The 25,668-nt window shown below is 48.4% G+C and carries 21 protein-coding genes and 2 pseudogenes; 7 read left to right on the forward strand and 16 right to left on the reverse strand.

The annotated features are described in order from the left end of the window. Nucleotides 1-21 precede the first annotated feature (21 nt). Nucleotides 22-1,047 (forward strand): FAD:protein FMN transferase, encoded by a 1,026-nt coding sequence (locus tag ACTHR7_RS06795; protein WP_440370559.1) that lies wholly within the window; start codon nucleotides 22-24, stop codon nucleotides 1,045-1,047. A 591-nt stretch (nucleotides 1,048-1,638) separates the two neighbouring features. Here ACTHR7_RS06795 and ACTHR7_RS06800 read toward each other — a convergent pair. From ACTHR7_RS06800 to ybeY, 5 genes are all read right to left on the reverse strand, one after another. Continuing rightward, nucleotides 1,639-2,550: a MetQ/NlpA family ABC transporter substrate-binding protein gene (locus tag ACTHR7_RS06800; RefSeq protein WP_003684378.1), complete on the reverse strand. Its 912-nt coding sequence runs from the start codon at nucleotides 2,548-2,550 to the stop codon at nucleotides 1,639-1,641. A 196-nt stretch (nucleotides 2,551-2,746) separates the two neighbouring features. After that, on the reverse strand, nucleotides 2,747-3,433 hold the full coding sequence (locus ACTHR7_RS06805) for a methionine ABC transporter permease (RefSeq protein WP_070587440.1): 687 nt from the start codon (nucleotides 3,431-3,433) through the stop codon (nucleotides 2,747-2,749). A 1-nt stretch (nucleotide 3,434) separates the two neighbouring features. Continuing rightward, nucleotides 3,435-4,172: a methionine ABC transporter ATP-binding protein gene (locus ACTHR7_RS06810; protein ID WP_107792357.1), complete on the reverse strand. Its 738-nt coding sequence runs from the start codon at nucleotides 4,170-4,172 to the stop codon at nucleotides 3,435-3,437. Further along, the gene (locus tag ACTHR7_RS06815) at nucleotides 4,169-5,011 is read right to left on the reverse strand and encodes an HlyC/CorC family transporter (protein WP_107792358.1); all 843 of its coding nucleotides are present in this window, start codon (nucleotides 5,009-5,011) and stop codon (nucleotides 4,169-4,171) included. The genes ACTHR7_RS06810 and ACTHR7_RS06815 overlap by 4 nt, the downstream gene beginning before the upstream one ends. Nucleotide 5,012: 1 nt before the next feature. Next, nucleotides 5,013-5,528: an rRNA maturation RNase YbeY gene (ybeY, locus tag ACTHR7_RS06820; protein ID WP_440370560.1), complete on the reverse strand. Its 516-nt coding sequence runs from the start codon at nucleotides 5,526-5,528 to the stop codon at nucleotides 5,013-5,015. Nucleotides 5,529-5,646: 118 nt separating this feature from the next. Between ybeY and hemC the strand changes: the two genes are divergently transcribed. Continuing rightward, nucleotides 5,647-6,582 carry a hydroxymethylbilane synthase gene (gene hemC / locus ACTHR7_RS06825; protein ID WP_107810756.1) on the forward strand — a complete coding sequence of 312 codons (936 nt, stop codon included), beginning with the start codon at nucleotides 5,647-5,649 and terminating at the stop codon, nucleotides 6,580-6,582. A 63-nt stretch (nucleotides 6,583-6,645) separates the two neighbouring features. Here the strand turns inward: hemC and trhP are convergent, their stop codons facing one another. Then, the gene (gene trhP / locus ACTHR7_RS06830; RefSeq protein ID WP_314512681.1) at nucleotides 6,646-8,001 is read right to left on the reverse strand and encodes a prephenate-dependent tRNA uridine(34) hydroxylase TrhP; all 1,356 of its coding nucleotides are present in this window, start codon (nucleotides 7,999-8,001) and stop codon (nucleotides 6,646-6,648) included. Between the two features lie 187 nt (nucleotides 8,002-8,188). On the opposite strand from trhP, the pseudogene ACTHR7_RS06835 reads away from it, so the two are divergent. The 4 genes and pseudogenes from ACTHR7_RS06835 to ACTHR7_RS06850 all read left to right on the forward strand — a co-directional run. Next, nucleotides 8,189-8,665 (forward strand): annotated as a pseudogene (locus ACTHR7_RS06835) (polymorphic toxin-type HINT domain-containing protein); the annotation flags it as partial. Between the two features lie 12 nt (nucleotides 8,666-8,677). Continuing rightward, nucleotides 8,678-8,881: pseudogene (locus ACTHR7_RS06840) on the forward strand (GH-E family nuclease); the annotation flags it as partial. 1 nt (nucleotide 8,882) lies between these two features. Continuing rightward, nucleotides 8,883-9,413: an ankyrin repeat domain-containing protein gene (locus tag ACTHR7_RS06845; RefSeq protein WP_314512679.1), complete on the forward strand. Its 531-nt coding sequence runs from the start codon at nucleotides 8,883-8,885 to the stop codon at nucleotides 9,411-9,413. A 314-nt stretch (nucleotides 9,414-9,727) separates the two neighbouring features. Further along, nucleotides 9,728-10,474: an amino acid ABC transporter permease gene (locus ACTHR7_RS06850; protein ID WP_070459299.1), complete on the forward strand. Its 747-nt coding sequence runs from the start codon at nucleotides 9,728-9,730 to the stop codon at nucleotides 10,472-10,474. A gap of 75 nt (nucleotides 10,475-10,549) precedes the next feature. Here the strand turns inward: ACTHR7_RS06850 and nagZ are convergent, their stop codons facing one another. The 10 genes from nagZ to ACTHR7_RS06900 all read right to left on the reverse strand — a co-directional run bounded on the left by nagZ (nucleotide 10,550) and on the right by ACTHR7_RS06900 (nucleotide 24,906). Continuing rightward, nucleotides 10,550-11,635, reverse strand: a complete 1,086-nt coding sequence (gene nagZ, locus ACTHR7_RS06855) for a beta-N-acetylhexosaminidase (protein ID WP_440365034.1) — start codon at nucleotides 11,633-11,635, stop codon at nucleotides 10,550-10,552. Between the two features lie 99 nt (nucleotides 11,636-11,734). After that, entirely contained in the window at nucleotides 11,735-13,255 is a 1,521-nt protein-coding gene (locus ACTHR7_RS06860; protein WP_440370561.1) for a Na+/H+ antiporter NhaC family protein, read from the reverse strand. A gap of 133 nt (nucleotides 13,256-13,388) precedes the next feature. Then, entirely contained in the window at nucleotides 13,389-14,888 is a 1,500-nt protein-coding gene (locus ACTHR7_RS06865; RefSeq protein ID WP_440370562.1) for a DegQ family serine endoprotease, read from the reverse strand. A gap of 245 nt (nucleotides 14,889-15,133) precedes the next feature. Next, nucleotides 15,134-16,387, reverse strand: a complete 1,254-nt coding sequence (hemA, locus tag ACTHR7_RS06870) for a glutamyl-tRNA reductase (protein ID WP_003748579.1) — start codon at nucleotides 16,385-16,387, stop codon at nucleotides 15,134-15,136. Nucleotides 16,388-16,534: 147 nt separating this feature from the next. Continuing rightward, nucleotides 16,535-17,398: an RNA polymerase sigma factor RpoH gene (rpoH, locus tag ACTHR7_RS06875; RefSeq protein ID WP_293205173.1), complete on the reverse strand. Its 864-nt coding sequence runs from the start codon at nucleotides 17,396-17,398 to the stop codon at nucleotides 16,535-16,537. 279 nt (nucleotides 17,399-17,677) lie between these two features. Next, nucleotides 17,678-19,225: an apolipoprotein N-acyltransferase gene (gene lnt / locus ACTHR7_RS06880; RefSeq protein ID WP_107868291.1), complete on the reverse strand. Its 1,548-nt coding sequence runs from the start codon at nucleotides 19,223-19,225 to the stop codon at nucleotides 17,678-17,680. A 55-nt stretch (nucleotides 19,226-19,280) separates the two neighbouring features. Then, entirely contained in the window at nucleotides 19,281-20,147 is an 867-nt protein-coding gene (locus ACTHR7_RS06885) for a DUF808 domain-containing protein (protein WP_107868292.1), read from the reverse strand. A gap of 112 nt (nucleotides 20,148-20,259) precedes the next feature. Further along, nucleotides 20,260-21,642, reverse strand: a complete 1,383-nt coding sequence (locus tag ACTHR7_RS06890; protein WP_440370563.1) for a TolC family protein — start codon at nucleotides 21,640-21,642, stop codon at nucleotides 20,260-20,262. Between the two features lie 63 nt (nucleotides 21,643-21,705). Then, a complete protein-coding gene (locus tag ACTHR7_RS06895; protein ID WP_440370564.1) occupies nucleotides 21,706-23,643 on the reverse strand; it encodes a MacB family efflux pump subunit in 1,938 nt (645 codons plus the stop codon). A gap of 81 nt (nucleotides 23,644-23,724) precedes the next feature. Further along, entirely contained in the window at nucleotides 23,725-24,906 is a 1,182-nt protein-coding gene (locus ACTHR7_RS06900; protein ID WP_440370565.1) for an efflux RND transporter periplasmic adaptor subunit, read from the reverse strand. Nucleotides 24,907-25,195: 289 nt separating this feature from the next. Here ACTHR7_RS06900 and ACTHR7_RS06905 point away from each other — a divergent pair, with 289 nt between their 5' ends. Then, complete coding sequence (locus ACTHR7_RS06905) at nucleotides 25,196-25,618, forward strand: type IV pilin protein (RefSeq protein WP_107769533.1); 423 nt, start codon at nucleotides 25,196-25,198, stop codon at nucleotides 25,616-25,618. The last annotated feature ends 50 nt before the right edge of the window (nucleotides 25,619-25,668 follow it).

A 25,668-nucleotide genomic window follows, 5' to 3' on the forward strand; every position in this document is an offset into this window, starting at 1 on the left:
AAAAAATCTAAGGAATACTTTATGTCCACCCTTTTAACGCGCCGCCGTTTCCTTGCCATCGCCGCCACACTTGCCGCAGGTGTCGGCATTCCTTTTGCCATCAGCCGCAAAACCAATCAACCGACTCATCCGACCAGTCTGAATCAAGAAGAGCAGCCAGTTATTTGGAGAGGCATTGCATTGGGTTCGGGCGCAGAATTGCGGTTGTTCGGCGTTGGGCGCAGGCAGGCGGAGATACTGATCAACAAAGTATTGGCAGAAGTTTCACGGTTGGAAAAAATCTTCAGCCTGTATCGGGACGACAGCTTGATCAGCCGTTTAAACCGAGAAGGCCGTCTGAAGAATCCGCCATCCGATTTTTTACAGCTGCTCAGTATCAGCCGAGATATCCATCAGCTGACGCAAGGTGCATTTGATCCTAGCATTCAGCCTTTGTGGAATCTGTATGCCGACCATTTCAGACGAAATCCGAAAACCGAAACACCGCCATCTGAGCGCAGTATCAAAGACACGCTCAAATTAGTGGATTTCAACAAAGTCGATTTTGATACCAAAGAAATCCGTTTTGCCCAAAAAGGCATGGGCTTGTCGCTTAACGGCATTGCCCAAGGCTATATCACCGACAAAGTAGCCGAATTGTTGAAGCAGCAAGGCGTTTCTCAGGCATTGATTGATATGGGGGAGATTTACGGCTTTGATAATGCCAACCAGCGTGAGTGGAATGTCAGCATCCGCAATCCTGACCAAGAAGACCAAATCCTGACCACCATTGCCATGAAAAATCAAGCGTTTGCCACATCGGGCGGCTATGGCACTGTAATGGACGAGGCAGGCAAATTTACCCATCTGTTTGACCCGCGTACAGGCGGAAGCCAACCGCGTTATAAAAGCATGAGCGTCATGGCGGAGAGTGCGGCGGTTGCCGATGCCTTTTCTACCGCATTCTCCATTATGGATGAAGCAGCCATCCGTACTGCGGCTCAAGTTAAAAAGGCACAGGTTTGGCTGGTGATGCCGAATAATGAATTGAAGAAGATTGGAAGTTGAGGAGAAGGGCAGCCTTGCCTGTGATTTTGACTATGTGCATAGGGCAGGGAAGGTTCGATTACTGAAATAATGGAGGATAAAAAAAGAAGGGCTGCCAAAGGGGGCAACCCTGAAACTCTTGCAGCTGGGAGTAATTAGCAAGAGATTACGACACTTAAAACAAAAATTCACTCATTTCAAAGCATGAAGCTTTAATATCTAAGCAATACGGTTTCAACCGCTCAAACCCCTTCGATACGGAGAAACACAACATACATGGGAAAATCCGACAAAGTGGTTTGAAGCAATTCAGATGAACGGTCTGTAATGCAGATAACCGGATGTCTTTAGATGAACGGTATAATATCAGGATAAACGGAACATTACTAGTGAATATTATAAAAAATTAGAATAATTCATTTAGTAATTGATTTTATTGAATAAAAATATGACTTTTTATTGAACTTTTTTACAACATATTGATTTGGTTTTAAAAAGGGAATTATGTAAGTATTTGGCGTTAATCAAAAAACTTGTTTTGAGCTTTGGGAATAGATAATCAATAGAAAAAGGCCGTCTGAATGTTCAGACGGCCTTTTTTCAAAAAGTTACTTATTTGGTTGCAGAAGCAGTAGAAGCAGCTTCGGCTTGAGCGCCTGCAGCTGCGTTTTCACCCCATGCAGCAGGATATTTGTAACCGGCAAAGCGTTTTTGTGAGTAAGCTTTGAACTCGTCAGAGTTGTAGGCTTCAGTTACATCTTTCAGCCATTGGCTGTCTTTATCGGCAGTGCGGACGGCAGACCAGTTAACGTAGGCAAAGCTTGGCTCTTGGAACAGGGCTTCAGTCAGTTTCATGCCGCTGCTCATGGCGTAGTTGCCGTTAACGACGGCAAAGTCAACGTCGGCACGGCTGCGTGGCAGTTGGGCGGCTTCAAGTTCTACGATTTGGATGTTTTTTGGATTTTCGGCAATATCGTTTTTAGAAGCAGTCAGCGGATCAACGTCGGCTTTCAGTTTAATCCAGCCCAATTCGTTCAACATAACCAATGCACGGGCAAAGTTAGATGGGTCGTTAGGTGCAGAAACGCTGACGCCGTCTTTCACTTCGTCCAAAGATTTCAGTTTGCCAGGGTACAGACCCAAAGGTGCGGTAGGTACTTGGAAGGCTTCAACGATGTCCAGTTTGTGTTCTTTTTTGAAGTCATCCAAATAAGGTTTGTGTTGGAAGATATTGATGTCCAATTCGCCCTCAGCCAAAGCAAGGTTGGGGCGTACATAGTCGGTGAACTCGATCAGTTTGACTTTATAGCCTTTTTTCTCCAAAGCCGGTTGGATTTGGTCTTTTACCATATCGCCGAAGTCGCCGACGGTTGTACCGAAGACGATTTCTTTTTTCTCTGCGCCGTTGTCAGCAGAAGAAGCGGCAGAAGCAGCAGGCGCGCTGTCTTTTTGACCGCCGCAGGCAGCCAGTACGATGGCCAGCGCAGCGGCTGAAAGGGTTTTGAAGAATGTGTTGATTTGCATATTTTGCTCCTAATGGATGATAAAACGGTTTCAGACGGCCTCAAGCCGCCGCCGTCAAAAAAGAGGGATTGTAAATCTATTTTGGAAATATGAGGATGTTTTTTGTAAATTTATTTGGAATATATATCCTAATATGTTCTAAATAGATAACAGGCCGTCTGAAAAATAGTAATCTATTTCAGACGGCCTGGTTTGTTTAACGTTTATCCAGTTTGCGTGCCAATCTGTTGCCGATACCTTGAATCAGGATAACGAGTAAAACCAGGATGGCGACGATGAAGATGATGACTTCCATTTGATAGCGGTAGTAGCCGTAACGGATGGCAAGGTCGCCCAAGCCGCCGCCGCCAATCATACCTGCCGCCGCGCTGTACGACAGAAGGCCGATAGCCAGTACGGTAATGCTGGAAACCATACCTGCGCGTGCTTCATTCAAAAGCACTTTGCAGATGATGCTCATGGGGGAAGCGCCCATTGCGGAGGCCGCTTCAATCACGCCTCTGGGTACTTCGCGCAGGTTTTGCTCGACCAAACGAGCGAAGTAGAACAAGCCGGATACGCTCAATACCAATGAAGCGGCAACCGGGCCGATGGTCGTGCCGATGATGGCGCGTGTAACAGGAATCATGGCAATCATCAGGATGACGAAAGGAAACGCGCGCATCAGGTTGACCAGGTTGTCCAAAAATAAATTCAGCTGTTTGTTGTAGTGCAACTGATGGCTTGACGTCACAAACAGCAATACGCCCAAAATCGTACCGAAGATAACGGCGAAAGTAGTCGATAGGCCGACCATAATAAAGGTTTCGCCCAAGGCTTGGATAATTTCGCCCTTCATGCTGACGATGGTCTCAACAGCACTTTCAAATGTTAAATCTGCCATATTAGTCCTCTCGAATCAGCTCTTGCCCGATTTCGGATTGGGCATGGATTTGGTTGCCGTGTACTTCAATGATTTCCAGCAGACGGCCTTTGTCCAAGAGGGCGGCACGGTCGCACAGGCGGCGGATAACGCTCATTTCGTGGGTAACGATGACGATGGTTACGTTGAAACGTCGGTTGATGTCTTCCAAACACTTCAAAACGCTGCGCGTAGTGGCGGGGTCGAGGGCGGAAGTGGGTTCGTCGGCGAGGATGACTTGAGGTTGCGGCGCCAGCGCACGGGCAATGCCTACACGTTGTTTTTGACCGCCAGAAAGTTGGGACGGGTAATGATTGGCACGGTCTTGCAAATCAACGATTTCCAAACATTCTTCAACACGTGCTTGGATTTTTTTAGACGGCCATTTGGCAATTTCTAAAGGAAAGGCGACGTTTTCGGCAACGGTACGGTTGCTCAATAGGTTGAACTGTTGGAATACCATGCCGATGTTTTGTCGGGCGTGGCGCAGTTGCGTGGCGTTGAGCGCGGTCAGTTCTTGGCCGCATACGCTGACGGTACCTGTATCCGGACGTTCCAATAAATTAATCAGGCGCAGCAGGGTGGATTTGCCTGCGCCGGAATAGCCCATCAGGCCGAAGATTTCTCCCTGTTTGATTTCGAGGCTGGTCGGCTCGACGGCGACAAAGTCTTTGTTGTCGCGTGTTTGATAGTGTTTGGAGACGTGATCCAGAATAATCATGGTTTATCCGTGTTTTCTTTAATTCGTGTGGCCATCAGGGTGTGCAGACGGCGGTTGTCGGCGCGCGCGACGGTAAATTGCAGGCTGCCGATGATGACTTTTTCGCCGCGTACGGGCAGGTGCCCCAATTCTTGAATGACCAGGCCGCCGATGGTATCGGCTTCTTCGCTGCTGTATTCCGTACCGAAGAAGGTGTTGATGTCTTCGATTTCGGTAGCCGCGTGGATGCGCCAGCGTTCGGAAGAAACGGCGTGGATATTGTCGGCGCTGTCGTCTTCGTCAAACTCGTCTTCGATGTCGCCGACGATTTGCTCGATGATGTCTTCAAAGGTTACCAGGCCGGATGTGCCGCCGTATTCGTCGATAACAATCGCCATGTGGTTGCGTTGCTCGCGGAACTCTTTTAAAAGGGCGGTCAAAGATTTGCCTTCGGGAACGAAAACGGCAGGGCGTAAGACGGATTTCAGGTGAAACTGCTCGGGGTTGAACATATATTTGAGCAGGTCTTTGGCGTGCAAAATACCTAAAACCTCGTCTTTGTCTTCACCGATGACGGGGAAACGCGAATGGGCGGTTTCGATGATGTAGGCCGTGATGCGCTCGATGCTGTCGTTCTCTTTCAATACGTTCATGCGGCTGCGCGTAATCATGGCATCACGCACTTCCAGTTCGGCAAAGTCCAATACTTTTTCCAGCCGGGTCAGTGTGTCGGCATCAAAAACTTCCTGCTCGTGCGCTTGGCGCAGCAGGGTTAATACGTCTTCGGCGGAGTCGGGCTCGCCGGCAAGTCGGGAGATTAGGCGTTCGAAAAACTTGGGTTTCGACTGCGTACCGTCCATTTTAATATTCGTCCTCTTGGTAGGGGTTGGGGAAGCCTGCCGTCAGCATCAGGCGGATTTCTTCGGCTTCCATTATTTCGGCTTCATCGTCTTCGATGTGGTCGTAGCCCATCAGGTGTAAAGTACCGTGTATGGTCAGGTGGGCAAAATGCTGCTCAGGTGTTTTGCCTTGTTCGGCGGCTTCTTTCAAAACCACTTGCGGGCAAATCACCAAATCGCCATACAGGCCGTCTGAAAACTGGTCGGGCAGGATTTCGCCTTCGTTGAGCGCGAAACTCAATACATTGGTGGCGTAATCTTTGCCACGGTAGTCGCGGTTGTAAGCGCGGGCTTCTTCTTCGTCCAGAAGAATCAGGCTGATGTCAGCGCGGCGGTATTCGTTTTTCAAGGCAGACCACGCCCAGCGGTAGAAGTCATTCTCTGAAGGAAGGTTGGCGGCGGAAGAAGCGTTTTCAAAGTTCAGATGAAAACGTTGCCGCTGTAAGGATAAAAAAGGATATTGTTTGGCGCGTTTCATGTTGTCCGGAAAATTTGGTTTTTAGGCGTAAATATAACATATTCACCCCCATGCCGTCTGAAAAACCGCCCAAAATATGATAGACTTCATGCCGTTTTCCATCTTTCAGGCAACCATTATGAACCCGAAAAAACTCGTTATCGCCAGTCGCGAAAGCCTGCTTGCCATGTGGCAGGCAAAACATATCCAAGGCCGTCTGAAAGCCCTGTATCCCGATTGCGAAGTCGAGATTTTGGGCATGACCACGCGCGGCGACCAGATTTTGGACAGAACTTTGTCAAAGGTTGGCGGTAAAGGCTTGTTTGTCAAAGAGTTGGAGCAGGCTTTGTATGATGGCAGGGCCGACTTGGCCGTGCATTCGATTAAAGACGTACCGATGGATTTGCCTGAAGGTTTCGCGCTTGCAGCAATCGGCGAACGCGCCAATCCGTTTGACGCGTTTGTGTCCAACCAATACGCGCGTTTGGAAGAAATGCCCAAAGGCGCCGTCGTAGGCACATCCAGCCTGCGCCGCGAAGCCCAGTTGCGCGCGCGCTATCCGCATTTGGTTATCAAACCTTTGCGCGGCAATGTGCAAACCCGTTTGTCCAAACTCGATAACGGCGAATACGACGCGATTATTTTGGCTGCCGCCGGTTTGCAGCGTCTGGAATTGGACGAACGCATCCGCATGATTTTGTCGGAATCCGACAGCCTGCCTGCGGCCGGACAAGGCGCATTGGGTATCGAAATTGCAGCGCATCGCGAAGATTTGTACGAAGTCTTGAAGCCGCTAAACCACGATACCACACACGCCTGCGTTACGGCCGAACGTGCGTTGGCGCGCGCTTTGGGTGGAAGTTGCCAAGTGCCGCTGGCCGCATATTGCACTGAAGAAAATGGTTTGCTGACCTTGCGCGGCTTGGTCGGCCATCCTGACGGTTCGGTTATTTTGCAGGCGGACGCGCAAGCCCCAGCCGAATACGCCGATGCCTTGGGTCGTGCAGTCGCCAAAAAACTGGCGGATGATGGTGCGGAAGAATTGATTGCCGCCGTATTGCAAGAACAGGCTTAAAACAGCATAGATCATTTAAAAAGGCCGTCTGAAACTTTCAGACGGCCTTTGTTTTGTAGATGCTTAAGGATTCATAATCCGCGCAACCAAAGCTTTTTCTTTGCCCTGCATATTGGGGATTTTGACCTGAATACCGTTGCCTGGGGCAACATCGACGGGCTGGTCTTTACGGGTCATTTGTTCCAATTTGATGGTTTGGTTGCCGCTCGGGTGGATGATTTCGAGTGAATCGCCGATGGCAAAGCGGTTTTTGACTTCGATGGTCGCCCAGCCGTTTTCATCGATTTCGGTAACGTGGCCGACATATTGGCTTTGTTTGGCAATAGAATGACCGGTCAGGTAGTTTTGGTAATCCTGAGTTTGATGACGCTCGAGGAAGCCGCTGGTGTAGCCACGGTTGGCAAGGCCTTCGAGTTCGCTCAACAGGCTGTAATCAAACGGACGGCCTGCAACGGCATCATCAATCGCTTTGCGGTAGGACTGGGCCACGCGTGCAACATAATAAAGTGACTTAGTGCGGCCTTCGACTTTGAGGCTGTCCACGCCGATTTTGGCGAGTTTTTCAACCACTTCAATACCGCGAAGGTCTTTGGAGTTCATGATGTAGGTGCCGTGTTCGTCTTCCATAATCGGCATCATTTCGCCTGGGCGGTTGGACTCCTCAATCAGGAAGACTTTGTCGGCGTAGGGGTGGCGTTTCTGACCGTTGATGCCTTCGAAGTTTTGGTTGGCTTCTTCTTGGGCTTTTTCAAAGTTGAAGCCTTGCAGAAGCTGGGCGTCGCCCGCATCACTTTCAGTGGCGTTGTGGACTTTGTAGTCCCAGCGGCAGGAGTTGGTGCAGGTGCCTTGATTTGGGTCGCGGTGGTTGAAATAGCCTGACAATAGGCAACGACCTGAATAAGCGATGCACAATGCGCCGTGGATGAAGACTTCGAGTTCGATGTCGGGGCATTCTTGGCGGATTTCGGCGATTTCTTCCATGCTCAATTCGCGTGACAGGATGATGCGTTCGACGCCGATGTTCTGCCAGAATTTCACGCCCCAGTAGTTGGTGGTGTTTGCCTGAACGGACAGGTGGATTGGCATATCCGGCCATTTTTCGCGCACGGTCATGATCAAACCCGGATCCGCCATAATCAGCGCGTCAGGTTTCATGGCAATCAAGGGCTCCATATCGGAAACGAAGGTTTTGAGTTTGGAGTTATGCGGCAGCGTATTGACGGTCAGGAAGAATTTTTTGTTGCGCTCGTGCGCTTCTTTAATGCCTTGCTCGAGAACGTCGAGTTTGGCAAATTCGTTGTTGCGGGCGCGCAGGGAGTAACGCGGGCTGCCGGCGTAAACGGCATCTGCGCCGTAATCATAGGCGGCGCGCATACGTTCGAGGCCACCTGCCGGTAATAAGAGTTCGGGTGCTTTCATGTTTTATGCTTTTTAAAATGTTTTCAGACGGCCTTCAAGGGAAGAGGGAAGGCCGTCTGAAAGATGTTTGAAGAATGGGCGGATTATCCGCTGTTTTTGTGTTTCGGTCAATTTTGTCTCGGGTTTGCGCTTTGTTTTTTATACGGAAAATGTCCTATCAGAGAATAACTAATGGCAGACGGTAAAAGATGTTAGCATTAAGGCTAAGAAGTTGAATGCATATAACTTAACGGTTGAAAATGACCATACTTACTTCATTAAAGGAGCTAATAGTGATTCGGATGGAGTATGGGTGCATAATGATTGCTGGCATGCTTTGCCGGATGGTGTTCAACGAATAGGCGAAATTGAAGGTTATCATGCTTATAAGTTTAAAAATCAGGATGGAAAAGAAATTACTGTGATCAAAAAAGACTTAAATCGTTTTGAAACAGTGAATCATAACGCAGGAACAGATCCTCATTTTAATAGACTATCTCAACGAATTGATGAGCAAACAGGACGTTATTTATCGACAGATAAACCTGTAGATCAATTTTATAATCGCTCCTATCTTCGTTCTGATACCATGAAGAAAATCTTTGAACAATACGAGGTTCTACCTAATGGTGATTACCGAGATAAGATTACTCGTGCGATAATCAAAGGACCAATCTATATATGACATGCTTATGGCTGGGAGCATAGACGATTATCTTTTGCAGCTAAAGAATTAAATTGGAGTCAAAAACAATTTAATGATTATGTAAATGCAAGACCTAATAAATTTAGGTTAGAAAATATGTCTGAAAATCGGAGTCATAGAAATGAGATGCCTGGTAAAGGTGATATCTTAGATATAAAACAAGATATGAGAAATTTTATGAATGGAGGAAAATAAGATGAATCTTTCTAAATTTAATGACTTGGATTTGGAAGAAAAAATTGTAGAGAGTAATTTTAATAATGATCTTCAACTATTAAGAAAAATATTTTTAGAAAACAAATTATCAGATATAAAAAAAATTACTAGCTTAGATAAATGGAATTATCTACATAGGATACTTTGCTATTCGGAACCTAAAGTAGAATTAATACAATTCTATATTGATAATGGCGTCGATGTTAATGCTCAGGATATATATGGAATGACTCCTTTGCATTATGCATTACGAAGTAAAAATGCTGAGGCGGCGATAGCTTTGCTCAAAGCAGGAGCAAATCCTAATTTACCAAACCAGAATGGTTTAATCCCTTTATCTATGATTGGATATATCCCAGAGAGATTGGATGTTTTAGAACTTATGCTTCAAAAAGGGGCAAATGTGCATTACTTAGTAAATGAGGATGAAACCATTCTTGATAGTTATAAACCTACAGAGAATGAGCCTCAATTGAAACCAATTTATGAATTGATGAAAAAATATTTGTAGTGTTAAATATTGAGTCTATCGGAAGTATCAAGTTCGGTTAATTTTTAGTGAGTTTAAAAACTTCTTAGAAATTAACCGCACTTTGTTTTCAGCCATTTAGCTTAAGTTTTTTGCGATTTTTGTCAAAATATGCTAATTTTTACTATGATGAAAGGTAAAAAGTGGCTGCAATACGTTGGAAATGTAAAAAAAGCAGGGTTGGGCGGAATAATTTAACAAAAAACCGTTCAAGCAATGTATTTTCTTGTAAAATATCAAGCTTCATTTTTAAAAAATATTCGGATTAGTTACCGATTTTGACCGACGGAAGGTTTATGGATTTTCGTTTTGACATTATTTATGAATACCGCTGGATGTTTTTTTACGGCGTATTAGCGACGCTGGGAATTACAGTGGTTGCAACGATTGGCGGTTCGATTTTAGGTTTGCTGCTGGCATTGGCTCGTTTGGTTAATCCGGAAAAAGCCGGTGCGCCGATACGTGCATTGGCTTGGGTTTTGCGTAAGATTTCTTTTGTGTATGTTGCATTGTTCCGCGGTACGCCATTGCTTGCTCAAGTTATTATTTGGGCTTTTGTTATTTTCCCATTTTTTGTACATCCTACCGATGGTGCATTAATCAGCGGAGAATCTGCAATTAATTTTCGTCGCTCTTATGGCCCATTGATCGCAGGTGTAATGGCTTTGATTGCCAACTCAGGTGCATATGTTTGTGAGATTTTCCGTGCCGGTATCCAGTCGATTGATAAGGGTCAAATGGAAGCTGCGCGTTCTTTGGGTCTGACCTATACTCAGGCGATGCGTTATGTGATTTTGCCGCAAGCTTTGCGCCGTATGTTGCCACCACTTGCAGGTGAATTTATCACGCTTTTGAAAGATAGTTCTTTGCTGTCTGTTATTGCAGTTCCTGAACTTATGTCTGTTCAAAAAGCAATCACAGGTCAGTATTCGATATTCCAAGAGCCGCTTTATACGGTTGCATTGATTTATCTTGTATTGACGAGTGTATTAGGATGGGTATTCTTACGTTTGGAACGTCGCTATAACGTAAAACTTCATTAATTAGGAAGACAAAAAAGGAAGACTTTTTCAAGTCTTCCTTTTTTATTTGCCGTCAATGTTTCAGACGGCCTTGAATCAGAATGCTTCGCCGACTTTGACACCGCCTGCAATGTCTTTGGGCGTTGCCAGTTTGGCAGTTGCTTGTTGGGCGGCTTGGAATGCTTCAGTTGCCATGATGTCGGCAGCTTCTTGTACGGCCAATGTGTTGGCCATGTATTGCCAACGTGCTGCTAAGTCGGCGTTTGTTGGTGCGTGGAAACCGTCTCGCAATTCTTCTACCAAGTCAGGGCGGTTGCACACCAGTACAATATCGCAGCCTGCTTCAAAAGAAAGGCGGGCGCGTTCTTTAATACCGCCGACACCGCATGCGCCTTCCATGGTCAGGTCGTCTGAAAAGATAACGCCGTTAAATCCGATTTCTTGGCGCAGGATTTGTTTCAGCCATTTTTCGGAGAAGCCGGCAGGTTGGCTGTCGATTTGCGGGTACACGACGTGGGCAGGCATGACTGCGGCCATGCCTGCCTGGCTCAGTGCGCAGAATGGGATAAGGTCGGCGGCTTCGAGCTCTTCGCGGCTGCGTTCGTCGCAAGGCAGGACGTGATGGCTGTCGCCTTCGACAAAGCCGTGGCCGGGGAAGTGTTTGCCGCAAGATTTCATGCCGCCTTTGTTCAGGCCTTTTTGCAGGGCAAGGGCAAGCTGGGTAACGATGTTAGCATCGCGGTGGAAGCTGCGGTTACCGATGACGGCGCATTGACCCCAGTCTAAATCCAATACGGGCGTGAAGGATAGGTCGATACCGCAGGCGGAGAGTTCGGTTGCTAAAACCCAGCCGACTTGTTCTGCTTGGGCGCAGGCGGCTTCTTGGCCTTCGTTGTCCCAAATTTCACCCAATACGTTCATGGCCGGCAGGCGGGTGAAGCCGTCAATAAAACGTTGAACCCGTCCGCCTTCGTGGTCGACGGCGATGATGAGTTCAGGTGTACGGACGGCTTTGATTTCTTGAACCAAAGCTTTGAGCTGGGAAACGTTTTCAAAGTTGCGGCGGAACAAAATAACGCCACCGACGGCAGGGTCGAGCAGGCGTTGTTTTTCTTCTTCGGTCAGATGATAGGCAGCGACGTCGGCCATGACTGGGCCGCGTGGAAGATGAGGCGTATTCATTGTTTTGTCCTGAATAATGTATATATTGGATAATCGTTATGTTCAGACGGCCTGAGAGTGTAGGAATATCTCAGGCCGTCTGAATATATTGGTTTTGAATTAGGCAGTTGCTTTTTTCTTGTCTTTTAAGATGAAAATCAACATAACCATCACGATGCCGGTTACCACAAAACCTAAAGGTGCAGAGCCGGTCATGCCCAGTGCGAGGTAGCCTGTGGCAGCAGACGCGGCTACGGTCAGCGCGTAAGGGAATTGCGAAGTAACGTGGTCGATGTGGTTACAGTGTGCGCCGGTAGAAGAGAGGATGGTGGTATCGGAAATTGGCGAGCAGTGGTCGCCAAATACGGCGCCGGCCATTACGGCAGACATGCAAGGGATAATCAGCGAAGGTTCGACTTTGACGGCCATGGCGGCGGCAATCGGCAACATGATGCCGAATGTGCCCCAGCTTGTGCCGGTAGCGAAGGCCATCACGCCTGCGAGCATAAACAAAATCACGGGTAGGAAGCCTGCGTGGATATTGCCTGCCACCAAAGTGGAGAGGTATTCACCAGTGTGCATCTCGCTGACAACGGTGCTGATGATCCATGCCAAAATCAAGATGGTAATGGCGCCGCGCATAGAGATGATGCCCTGCCAAATGGCTTTAGGGTAGTCGCTGGTTTTAATGGTGCCGATGGTGCAGAGGATGACGGCCAATACGCCACAAGTGCCGCCGAACACGAGGGAAGTGTTCACATCGGTATTTTCAAACGCGCTGAGCAAAGAGAAGGTCTCAGAAGCTTGTGCGCCAGTGTAAATCATGGCGGAAACCGTGGCGACAATCAGTACCAAAACCGGAACAATCAGCGCGAATACGCGGCCGTTGGGATGGCCTGTTTCAACGGTTTCATCATGAATTTCATTCAAAGCGGCGCGTTCCAAACGGGCCATAGAGCCGATGTCGAAGGAGAACCAAGCCACGACAAACACCATAATCAACGCGAAGACGGCGTAGTAATTCATCAGGCTCATGGCCACGAATGCGCCCATTGGTGTGTAGTCTGTGATGTTATAAGTCACCAAAAGGCCTGCCAAAGTAGCAATAATCGATGCGCCCCAGCTGGATACCGGCATCAAAACGCACATCGGCGCGGCAGTGGAGTCAAGGATATAAGCCAGTTTGGCGCGGGAAACTTTGAATTTGTCGGTTACAGGGCGGGCAATCGCACCGACGGCAAGGCTGTGGAAATAGTCGTCAATAAAGGTAACGAATACCAGACAGGCAGTCAGCAGCTTCGCACCACGGCGGCCCTTGATATGCTGTTTTGCCCAATCGGCAAATGCTTGGTTGCTGCCGGAATGTGTCAGAAGGGAAGTGAAAATCCCCAAAAGTATTAAGAAGAGCAGGATTTTGGGTTTGCCCAAAGACCAATCGCCATCCGCCCAAGTGAGGCTGACAGCCATGTCTTTCAAGTGAACCAAAGCATCAAGTGGATTACCGCCTACCAGCAGAAATGAGCCGACGATAATGCCGACACCTAGGGACAGTAATACACGGCGTGTGGCAATAGCCAAGGCAAGCGCAATGGCTGCCGGGACGATAGATAAAATAGAATTCGAATAATTAATAAGTTGCATAATTATATTGTATATAAGCGGTAAAATATTTTCAGACGGCCTAAGTTGGAAGACGGATAACAAAATACCCACTGCCTCTGACAGATGGGTATTTTATCATCTAACACATCATCATGCCGTCTGAAAAATCGGACTACTGCAGATTTAGCGCGAGGAACAAAGTATTGCCTTCGCGTTGTACCAAAAGCGGTACGTTTTTGCCTGAGCTTTCCAATGCGCTACGGAAAGTGGATTCGTCATTGACGCTGATTTGGCTGACGGCAATGATTTCGTCGCCGCGTTTGAGGCCGGCACGTTCGGCCGCACCGCTAACGCGCAGAACGATTAAGCGTTGTTTACCGTCTGCGTTTTCAACCTGCAGGGTAACGCCTGTATTTTCAACGGTAAATCCGTCATGGCCGCCATCGTGTTGCGGGTGTTCAGCCTCTTTTGCAGAAGTTTCCGTTTGTTCGGCTGCGCTGCCAAGTTTGACTTTGACATCGGTTTGTTTGCCGCCGCGCCAGATGCTCAAAGTCACTTCTTTACCCGGCATCATCGAGCCGACCATGACCGGCAAATCGCTGGAGGCGCGGACTTCTTCGCCGTTCACTTTGCGTACGATGTCGCCAACCTGCAAACCGGCTTGTTGTGCCGCGCTGTTCGGCATGATTTTGGCAATCAGTGCGCCGCTTGCTTTGTCCAAACCGAAAGATTTGGCCAAATCATAAGAAACTTCTTGAATAACTACGCCTAATTGACCGCGTTGGACTTTGCCGTTGGCTTTCAATTGATCGGCCACATTCATAGCAACATCAATCGGAATGGCAAACGAAATGCCCATGAAACCGCCGCTGCGGCTGTAAATTTGCGAGTTGATGCCGACTACTTGGCCGCGGAGGTTGAATAGCGGGCCGCCTGAGTTGCCCGGGTTGATGGCAACGTCGGTTTGGATGAACGGCGTATAGTTTTCATTCGGCAGGCTACGGCCTTTGGCGGAGACGATGCCGGAGGTTACGCTGTTGTCAAAGCCGAAAGGCGCGCCGATGGCTGCTACCCATTCGCCTGGTTTCAAATCTTTCGGATTACCGATTTTGACAACCGGCAAATCTTCTTGCGGCTCAATTTTTAAGAGGGCAACGTCGGATTGAGCGTCTGAGCCGACCAGTTTGGCCGTGTATTCGCGTTTGTCGTTGAGCAGGACTTTAATATTGCCCATGCCGGCAACCACGTGGGTATTGGTCAGGATATAACCGTCTTTGCTGATAATAAAGCCGGAACCGAAATTCAAAGCGTCGCTTTCGGTATCTTCTTGCGGCATGTCGGGCATATTGGGAACAAGGCGCTTGAAGAATTCGTAAAACGGATCGTTGTCGGGGAATTGGCTCAGGTCCATGCTATGGTCGTCATCCGGTGTCGCAGTGCGTTTCGCCGGTGTCGCTTGAATATTAACGACGGCCTGTCCTTCGTTTTGCACCAGTTGGGCAAAGTCGGGCAACAACATGCCGACTTTTCCGTCATCGGTATTGGTTTCTATGCGTTGGACGAGTTCTTTGTTTTCGTCTTTGCCGAAAAAGGTGCTGACTTTGTCGCAACCTGAAAGAAGGGAAGCTGAGAGGACAGCAAGGGCCAGATATGTGTTTGTTTTAATATTCACGAAAGTTCCTTTTGCCGGTGCCTATCGTATTGTCGGCATGCGTTTGAATCGGCAGGCAGTTTTATTGTTTGAATGCTGTTTAAATGTATAAGGTAGGATTTTTACACTTTAACGGTTTTTTTTCAAGCATTTCATTTTAAATGAAAAAATGATAATTGGGATTTTATTGTTTTAAGGCCGTCTGAAAGCTTTGGAATATGACCTGTCGGTCGGTTCGCTTCTTTCAGACGGCCTTTAAATTGTGGTCAGTCGTGTTGATCCAAATGGTAGATTTGCGCCACGGCATCGATTAATTCGCTGTTGTCCGAGCCGGCTTTATTGAGCGTGCGTGTCGGAGAGTGGAGCAGTTTGTTGGTCAACTGGATGGAGAGGCGTTCGAGGACATCCTCTGCTGATACGCCTTTTGCCAGTTGCTTCATGGCATTTTCCAATACTTGGCGGCGCGCGCGTTCGCCTTCGTCGCGTAAGGCGCGGATAAGCGGAACGCTTTGGCGGTTTTTCTGTTGGCGGATAAATTCGCTAACCTTTTCTTCCACCATGCTTTCAGCCGCCGCCGCTGCCTTTTTGCGTGCGTCTTTACCACTTTGGACAATATCCATCATGTCGTCCACGGTATAGAGATATGCGTCTTCCAATTCGCCGACTTCGGCTTCGATATCGCGCGGAACGGCCAAATCCAGCAGGAAAACAGGCATGTTGTGGCGTTTTTTCAATGCGCGTTCGACCATGCCTTTGCCGACGAGGGGAAGTTGGCTGGCGGTAGAAGAAACAACCACGTCGTAATCGTGAAGAATATCGGGCAATTCATTCAGCAGGCAGGCTTCGGCGTTGACACCGAGTTTGTCGCACAATTCCTGCGCACGCTGGTGTGTGCGGTTGGCAACGGTAATGAGCTTGGGATTTTTAGCGGCAAAATAAGTGGCCACCAGCTCAATCATTTCGCCTGCGCCGATAAAAAGGACGTTCAGATCAGAAATGGAAGGGAAGATTTGCTCTGCCATTTTGACCGATGCAGAAGCCATGGAGACGGAGTTTTCGCCGACAGCAGTGTCGGTACGCACTTCTTTGGCAACGGCAAAGGTTTTTTGAAACAGGGCGTTTAAGTGGGTGTTGATGCTTTCCTGTTCTTGCGCAACGCGGACGGCATCTTTGATTTGACCGAGAATTTGCGGTTCGCCCAAGACCATGGAGTCCAAACCGCAGGCGACGCGGAAGGCGTGGCGGACGGTTTCATTATTATCTAAGGTATAGAGGTAAGGGCGGATTTCTTCGGCAGGCAGGTCGTGATATTGTGCCAACCAGTCGATGATTTTTTCAGTTTCACCGACGCAGTAAAGCTCGGTGCGGTTGCAGGTAGAAAGAATGACTGCTTCTTCCGCCGCTTCACTGCGCGCGAGGTTGGACACGGCATCCGGCAGATTTGCAGCTGCAAATGCCAGTTTTTCGCGTATGCTCAAGGGCGCGGTTTGGTGATTGAGTCCGACGACGGTAAGTTGCATGGTTATGGTATGACTGGGTAGTGTGTGTGGTGGGTATTATAGCTTAAGTGGGCTTTAAAATGAATGTGTTGGGGGAGAAGATACAATGAGGTTTGTCATCGAAAAGGCCGTCTGAAAAGATTCAGACGGCCTTTTATCAAGAAAGGCTTAAACGGCTTCAGCTTCTTCTGCCAAGAAACCGCGCAATTTTTGCATGGCTTTGGCTTCGATTTGGCGGATGCGTTCGGCAGATACGCCGTATTCGGCAGCCAATTCGTGCAGGGTTAAACCGCCATCATCTTGCAACCAGCGGCTTTCAACAATACGGCGGCTGCGGTCGTCCAGTTGCGCCAAGGCATTTTGCAGACCTTCGGTTTGTAGGGCGTAGTGGGCTTGTTTGGACAACTGAAGGCTAGGCTCTGCATCGTGGTCGGCCAACCAGTCGATAGGGGCGAAGCTGTCCTCGTCATCGTTGTTTTCTGCCATGATGCCAATATCGTGGCCGGTCATGCGTTGCTCCATTTCCAAGACTTCGGACAATTTGACGCCCAAATCGTCGGCGATTTCTTGCGCTTCTTTGGGAGACAAAGCATTCAGGTTTTTACGCATGCTGCGCAGGTTGAAGAACAGTTTGCGTTGCGGTTTGGTTGTGGCAACGCGGACCAAACGCCAGTTGCGCAAAATAAATTCGTGGATTTCTGCTTTAATCCAATGCACAGCAAACGAAAACAGGCGCGCGCCACGGCTTGGTTCGTAGCGTTTGACGGCTTTCATCAGGCCGATATTGCCTTCTTGAATCAGGTCGGCTTGGTTGAGGCCGTAGCCGTCGTAGCCGCGTGCAATGGATACGACGACGCGAAGATGGGACAGGATAAGCTGTTTGGCGGCGTTGAGATCGCCTTTTTGTTGACGTTCGGCCAGTTGTGTTTCTTCTTCGGCGGTCAGCATTGGAATGCTGTTGACAGTATGAATGTATTGCTCGAGGCTACCGTTGCCGCTGTGGATAACGGGTAATGCAAAAGCTTTATTCATAAAAGGATACTCTCCTTGATTAGGCCGTCTGAAAACGGCTTTTTGTTTATTGTGTGACAAGCAGTATAACACTGCCTGTGGTTTGTTTTGTTATGGGTTGGATTTTTTCTGTAAATTAACGATAGATTCAATAGTTTTTACTGCTTGAATCGCAAGGTTTGATTGTCTTAGAAAATTTGAGTGATTTGCTAGGTTTTATCTAATTATATTACAAACATTTCTGTATGTAAATAGTTTTATCAATAAAAAAGACCTTGTATAACAAGGTCTTAAATTTTTTTATTCTGGTTTCTTCCGGCCAATTAGGATAAGGAATACGCCGATAACGGCCAAAATGCTGATAAGCCATGTTGAGCCGCCTGCTTTCATATAAGGCGTTTCGCCGATATAGCCTTTAACGTGGCCTTCGAGGACGGTTTCTGTGTCCGGTTGGGCTTCGGCAACAATCGTACCTTTAGGGGAAATAATGGCGGTCGCACCGGTATTGGTGGCGCGAACCATGTAGCGACCCAGTTCCATTGCACGCGCTTGGGATTGTTGAAGCTGCTGATACATGGCATTCGATTTGCCGTACCATGCCATATTGCTGATGTTGGCGAGCAGGGTAGAGCGTTTCGCCGTTGCGATGAGTTCGTCGCCGAAACCGTCTTCATAGCAGATATTGAAGGCGACTTTTTGATCTTTCATCACCAAAGGCGCTTGGTTGTCGCCACCTTTTTGAAAGTCGGCCAAAGGCATATCCATCATTTTATAGAGGCGCTCGGTAATGGCGGGCAAGGGCTTGTATTCGCCAAATGGAACGAGGTGGTTCTTGGCGTAGTAAGGGATGACATCGGAAGTGCTGTTGTGATAGTCGCTCAAATTGATGACTGCATTTTCGTAGCCGTTGCCGTCGGGCGTATATTGGCTGATACCGATGGCCAACGCGCTGCCGTTGCTTTGCGCCTGTTCGGCGAATTGTTCCAAGATACCTTCGGGCAGGTCTTGGCGCATCAGCGGCAGGGCGGTTTCAGGCAGGATGACGATGTCGGCACTGGTTTTGCTGATTTGTTCGTAGTATTTCTGAATGGTTGGGATGATTTGCTCTTCCTTCCATTTCAGATTCTGCTCGATATTGCCTTGAATCAGGGCGACGGTGCTGGTGCTGCCGTCGGGGCGGGTGTATTCGGTTTGTTGGGAAATGTAGCCGACGGAGCAGAGCGCAACGATAAGGAATAAGGGCAGCAGGCGGTGTTTCAGACGGCCGTGGTTGTCAATCAGCAACACCAGCCATGCACTGAGGAAAGCAGTTGCCAGCGTGACCATGTGAATGCCGCCCAAAGGCGCGAAACCTGCCAACGGGCTGTCTTTGATGATTTGGGAATAGCCGATGGCGCCCCAGCCGAATCCGGTCAGGAAACGTTCGCGGGCAAATTCTGCCAGCGTCCACAAAATCGGCAGCAGGAGGCCGGTTTTGGCCCAGCGCGACAGGTTGCATTTTCTCCACACCCAAAAACAGATGGCCGGATAAAGCGCAAGAAACGCCGGTAGCAGGAAGGTGAGGGGGATGGCGTATGAATCCGGCAAACCCGAAACATCATGCAAGGCAGTGTGTATCCAATAAAACTGCGCCGTATAACCGATTAATCCGAACAGATAGGCAGTCATGACGGCAAAGCGCGGACGCAATTCAATCAGGCGTATCAGCGCGCCAAACAACAGCGGCATCAGCCAGAAATGATAATAGGGGGCGAAAGTGAACGGCGTCGCGGCGGCAATCAAGATGATCAGCGGCCAGTACAGCAGCGGATGTTGCCAATATTGTTCGAGCTTACGGAAAATATTCATGCTTTAAATGGTATTGAGGCCGTCTGAAAAGTTTTCAGACGGCAGTGAAACAAAATCAGTCTTTTTGAAACAATTTCATTGCAGGCAGGACGATTGCGCAAGCCAATGAACCGGCGGCCACTCCGACCACCAGATTGGCGATATGTTCCATCATGCCGCTGTCCCAATGTTGCGCGTGAAGGAAATCGTGTAAAAAGCCAAGGTTGTGGGCGATTAGTCCGCCGCCGACCAAGAACATCGCCAGCGTGCCGACAATACTCAAGCCGCGCATAAACCAAGGCATAAATGAAATCAAACCGCGTCCGATGCCTTGTACGGCGGCGCTTTTTTGGCGCATCAACATCATGCCGAGGTCGTCAAGTTTGACGATAATGCCGACCAAACCATAGACCAATGCCGTCATGCCGACACCGATGGCGGCCATAACCAAAGAACGCGTCATCAGGTCATATTTTTCAACAACGCCCAGCGCGATAATGATGATTTCGGCGGAGAGGATGAAATCTGTGCGGACCGCGCCTTTCACTTTTGTTTTTTCGTCTGTGATTTCAGGCTCGGCATCGTGTCCGTCTTCGTGTTCATTGCGGTGCAGAAATTTGTGCAACAGTTTTTCCACGCCTTCAAAACACAAATACACACCGCCTATCATCAGCAAGGGCGTAATCAGTGCAGGCAGGAAAGCGGAAAGCAACAGCGCAAGCGGCACCAGAATCAGCTTGTTGACCAGAGAGCCTTTTGCCACCGCCCAAATAATCGGCAATTCGCGCTCGGCGGATACGCCGGTTACCTGATTGGCGTTGAGCGCCAAATCGTCACCAACCACGCCGGCGGTTTTTTTTGCGGCGACTTTGGTCATCATCGCTACATCGTCCAAAACGGCGGTAATGTCGTCCAAAAGCGTAAAGAGAGAGGCGAAGGCCATAATGTTGTCCGGATAAAATCAAATAAACGCGCGATTATATATGAAAATTCAGTTGCTTGAATGTTTTTCAGACGGCCATTGACGGAAATTAACCAAAGGCCGTCTGAAAATGCTATTTCGGCGTATAACGTCCCGCCATGGCTTTATACACCATATTTTCGTATTTTAAGGCTTCATAGTGTTGGTTTAGCAGGTTTTGAGCCGAGCTGTATTCTGAATTCAAAGCCTCCAGCCAGTCTTTCAACTCGTTTTTACCGTGTTGGTAGCGTACTTGATAGTAATGGCTGTTTTTCTTGTCCAACTGATAACGTTGTTCCTGATTGGCAAGACTGGCCTGCGCGTTTTTGTAGGCAAGGTAGTTGGTGTTGACCTCGTTAAGTGCGGTGGTCAGGGCTTTTTCAAAATTCAGCTTGGCACTGTCCATCTCCGCTTGTACGGTTTTGTCTTTCCATTTCATGGTCTGCCAGTTAAGGAAAGGCAGATTGATGGTGGCCGAGCCGCCCAACATGGGGATATTGAACGTACTTTTCGCTTTATCGGAAGACGTACTCAAACTTGCGCCCAAAGTAATCGACGGATACCAACTGCGTTTTTGCGCGTTGACCGATTGTTGCGACGCTTGCAGGCGGTATTCGGCGGCGCGCAGATCGGGGCGGTTGGCCAAAACGGTAATCGGTACGTCCAAGTTCACGCCTCTGACCGGCAACAGGCGGAATTGTGCCGGATCGGCGGCCATGTTTTCAGACGGCCTTAAATTCAACAAATTTCGCAAAACCTGTTTTTGCGTATCCAAATTGTTTTGTAAAGACAACAGGCTGTTTTCTGCGCTCAGCAATGACTGTTTGGCTTGGGTTGGCTGGCTTGAGTCGGCACGACCGTAGCGGAACTTGGCATTCGCAATGCGGTTGATTTCCTGATATTGCTTCAGCGATTTTTGCGCCAACTCGATGGCTTCGTTCAGGTAGGCGATATTGAAATACGCATCGGCGACATTATTAATCAAAGTCAGGCGTGTGTTGGCCATGTCTTCATGCGTGGCTTGGTATTCCCATACCTGCGCATCGGCAGTGGCACTGAGTTTGCGCCACAGATCCAATTCGTAGCTCAAACCAAGCTGGCTGCTGAAGGTATTGCCGTGGCTGCCGGTTTTCAGGTTTTTAGAAGCGTTTGCGCCCAATGAGCCGCTGAACGAAGGCACCAAATCCGCGCCCAAAATATTGGCTTGATACAAAGCTTTGTTGACGCTGATGGCCGCCTGTTTCAAATCGACATTGTTGGCCAACGCTTGCTCCATCAGCGCATTAAGCTGCTGGCTTTGGTAAATTTCCCACCAGTTGCCGTTGACATCGTAGCGTTCGGCAGTTTCCGCCGCGCTTATAACTTGGCCGGTTGCTTCCAGCGTCAGGTTCGGATTGGCTTTAGGTGCGGCGCACGCACTTAGGGCAAGGGCAACAGCCAATGATAAGGCTGCTTGGGAAAAAGGTTTCGTCTTCATAAAAAATCTTTCGGGTAACAGCATTTCAGACGGCCCTAAAATAATAGGCCGTCTGAAACATAATCAATCCTGAGCCAGCGCATCAATCGGGTTGAGCTTGGAAGCTTTGTTGGCAGGCATAAAGCCAAATGCGACGCCGATGGCGGTGGAGCAGACAACTGCGCCGATGACGGAAGTCATGGAAATGCTCATCGGGAAGTCGGTAACAAAATAGTTGAACACCAGGCTGATGCTTGCGGACAACAATACGCCTGACAGACCGCCGATGATACAGATTAAGACGGCCTCAATCAGGAACTGTTGCAAAATATTGTTGCGGCGTGCGCCGATTGCCATGCGGACGCCGATTTCTTTGGTGCGCTCGGTAACGGAGACCAGCATGATGTTCATCACGCCGATACCGCCGACCACCAAAGAGATGACCGCGATGGAAGAAATCAGCAGCGTCATGGTGCCGGTTGTGCTTTCAACCATTTCTTTAATGCTGTCGCTGTTGTTCATAAAGAAGTCTTCTGTACCGTGGCGTGCTTTCAGCAGCTCGGTCAGGCTTTTTTCGGCAACTTGCGTGTTGGCATCGTCTTTGATTTTGACAACGATGGAGTTGGTATAGCTCTCGCCGGTAATTTGGTGCATGACCGTTGTATATGGCGACCAAAGCATCAGCGAGTCAGAATTGCCGAATGAGTTGTCATCCTTTTTCATAATGCCGATGACGGTTAACGGGCGTTTTTTGAAAAGGATAGTTTTGCCTAAAGGATTGACACCTTCGCCGAAGAGTTTGGTTTTGGTGTTTTGGTCGATGACGACGACTTGGGCATCGGTTTTTACATCGTCATCATCAAACAGACGGCCTTCTTCCAATTTCAAACCGCGCACGTCGAAATATTGTTCGCCTACGCCGTAAAGTGAGGCGGTCAGGTCGGTGTTGCGGTAGGTTAAGGTGCCGCCGGAGCTGGTTTGAGGGGTGGCGGAGGCGACGTAACTTTGTTGGCTGATGGCTTTTGCGTCATTAATCGTCAGTGTCTTGATTCGTCCGCTGCGGCGGTCGCCAAAACCACGGCCGGGGAAGATACTGATGGTGTTTGTGCCCATCGAGTTAATGTCTTCCAGGATTTTTTGTTGCGAGCCATTACCTAAGGCCACTACCGATACCACCGAAGCGATACCGATGATAATCCCCAGCATGGTCAGCAGCGAACGCATTTTGTGTGCCATAATCGCCTGCACAGACATTTTGAATGCTTCCATAAATTGATCGTAATAAAACGACCAGGAAGCTTTTTCTTTAATCCTCTCCACTTTGCTGGGTGGAATGTCGGGATTTTTAGACGTATCCGAAATAATCTGACCGTCGCGGATTTCAATGACGCGGTTTGCGTTTGCCGCAATGCCCGGATCGTGGGTGACCATAATCACGGTATGCCCGTTTTCGTGCAGCTTGTGGATGATTTCCATCACATTTTTACCGCTGGCGGTATCCAATGCGCCGGTTGGTTCGTCGGCAAAGATGATTTCGCCGCCGTTCATCAACGCGCGGGCAATCGAAACGCGTTGTTGCTGACCGCCGGAAAGCTCGCTGGGTTTGTTGCCTTCTTTATTTTGCAAACCCAAATCGCCCAACAGTTTTTCCGCACGTTCCACGCGCTCTTTGCTGTCCATGCCCATATATACGGCAGGCAGGGCGACGTTGTCTCGGGCGGTCAGCGAGCTTAACAGGTTGTAACGCTGGAAAATAAAGCCGAAACGCTCACGGCGCAAAGCCGCCAGCTCATCCGGCTGCATTTGCGATGTTTCGATGCCGTCGATTTGATAAGAGCCGGAAGTGGCGGTATCCAGACAGCCCAAGATATTCATCAGCGTCGATTTGCCTGAACCGGACTGGCCGATAATCGCCACAAAGTCGCCTTTCTCAATAGAAAGGCTGACATCTTTCAATACGTGCACACGGTTTTCACCGCTACCGAAAAAACGGTTGATATTCTTACATTCGATTAAACTCATAATCTTTCCGGGCGAAAAATAGAAATACAGGAACTAAGGCCGTCTGAAACACAGCCAAATCTTTCAGACGGCCTTAATCAATCAGCGAGGAGGGCCGCCGCCCATCATCGCGCGTTCGCTGCTCTTATTCTTTTCATCTGCGCTCATTTCAGAAATGATCACTTTTTCGCCTTCTTTCAAGCCACTTTTGATTTCGGTATTCATGCTGTCTTTCAAGCCGACAGTCACTTCACGCTCAACAGCTTTATTGTCTGCACCCAAAACGCTGACAAATGATTTGCCGTTATGCTTTTTTACAGTCAGTGTCGGTACCAGTAAGACATTCTTCACGCCGTTGATTTCGATCGTGTTTTGAGTGGTCATGCCGATGGAGAGCTTGCCGTCATTATTCGGCACAAGGGCGCGGGCATAGTAGTAAATCGCATTGGAAGTCGTGTCCGTGCTGCTGGTGTAGCTGCCCAAAGACATGGTGGTCAGGCCGGGGTCGACACTGTCCAATTTCGCTTTAATCGGAGTATCCGGCTCGGACAAAATGGTGAACGAAATATCCTGACCGGCTTTGACTTTCGTGATGTCGCCCTCGGCAATCTGCATTTTGTTTAACATGGTTTCCAAGTTGGCCAGCTGGATAATGGTCGGGGTGGATTGCGCCGCATTGACGGATTGGCCTTCTTCAACAGGAATAGCGACCACGGTGCCGTCCATGGTGGCGGTAATCCGTGTATGGCCCAGTTCGGATTCGGCCGTATTGATGGAGATTTTGGATTGTTTGATGGCGGCCTTCAGTTCGGCGACATTGGCCTTGGCTGCGGCTAAAGAGTCTTGTGCAGATTCCAAGTCTTCTTTGGAAGTTGCCTGCTCTTTCCATAAGGCAAGTTCGCGTTTATATTTTTTCTCCGCACTGGAAAGCGCGATTTCGGCAGAAACCAATTTTGCCTGATAGGTTTCCAGTTTGGATTTTTCGGTATTTAAGGTATTGATCTGATTGGTTGAGTTGATTTCTGCAATCAGATCGCCTTTTTTAACTTGTTGGCCCAGTTTCACATACAGTTTTTTAATCTGACCTGAAGCCTCCGCGCCCACGGATACCAAATTGGAAGGCGATATTTCGCCGGTTGCCGACACGGTTTGACGGATATCGCCGCGTTTGACTACTTCTGTAATAAAAGAAGACTGAGGCTCAGGCTTCATCAAAGACCAGCCGCCGAAAGCCGCTGCTACCACAACAGCCGTACCGACCGCCCACTTGAAAACTTTAGACATATAAAAAGAACCAATTCAATAAAATAACGTCGCAGACAAGCAACAGATGTATTGATAGAAACAAAAAAACAACTGGATTTTACTGTAAAGACCAAGTTCGACCAAGAGACGGTCGGCTCAAATTGAAGTTTAACTTATTGAAATAAAAAATAAAGGGTAGTAAACATTTTTCAGAACTTGCACCTCATTTACATAAATTCCCAAACTCCCTCCGAATTTGAACATTTAAGCCGCAAGAAAACTACTATAATATCCACGTCTTATTCTAATTATTTACGACATAAATACAATGAAACACCAACAAGGCTTCACGCTTATCGAGCTGCTGATAGTCGTTGTGATTGCAGCCATTCTTGCTACCATCGCATATCCGTCTTATCAAAACTACATCCGCCAAACGCGCCTTGCTGCCGTCCGTACGCAGATGCTGCATAACGCCCAACAGCTCGAACGCTATTACACTCAAAAAAGTACATTTAAGAAATTTCCTCCTGAAACCTTACAGCAGAATCAATATTTCAATATTAGGTTTTCCGAAGGTACGGCTTCTATGCCTAATCCTTCCGATTCAGGTTATATTTTGAAGGCTGTACCCAATAAAGAAACCAATGCCGATGAAACTTGTACCGTTTTTTACAACGACAGCGGCATCATCTGGGCAAGCAGCGACAAGCAAAACTGTCCCGGTTATGAAATGCCAAAATCAGAATAAATCGAAGTATAAAAGGCCGTCTGAAATTCAGACGGCCTTTTTGATGGTTT

Origin of the sequence: Neisseria sp. P0007.S010 (assembly GCF_051962875.1) — a bacterium.
GTDB lineage: Bacteria > Pseudomonadota > Gammaproteobacteria > Burkholderiales > Neisseriaceae > Neisseria > Neisseria subflava_A.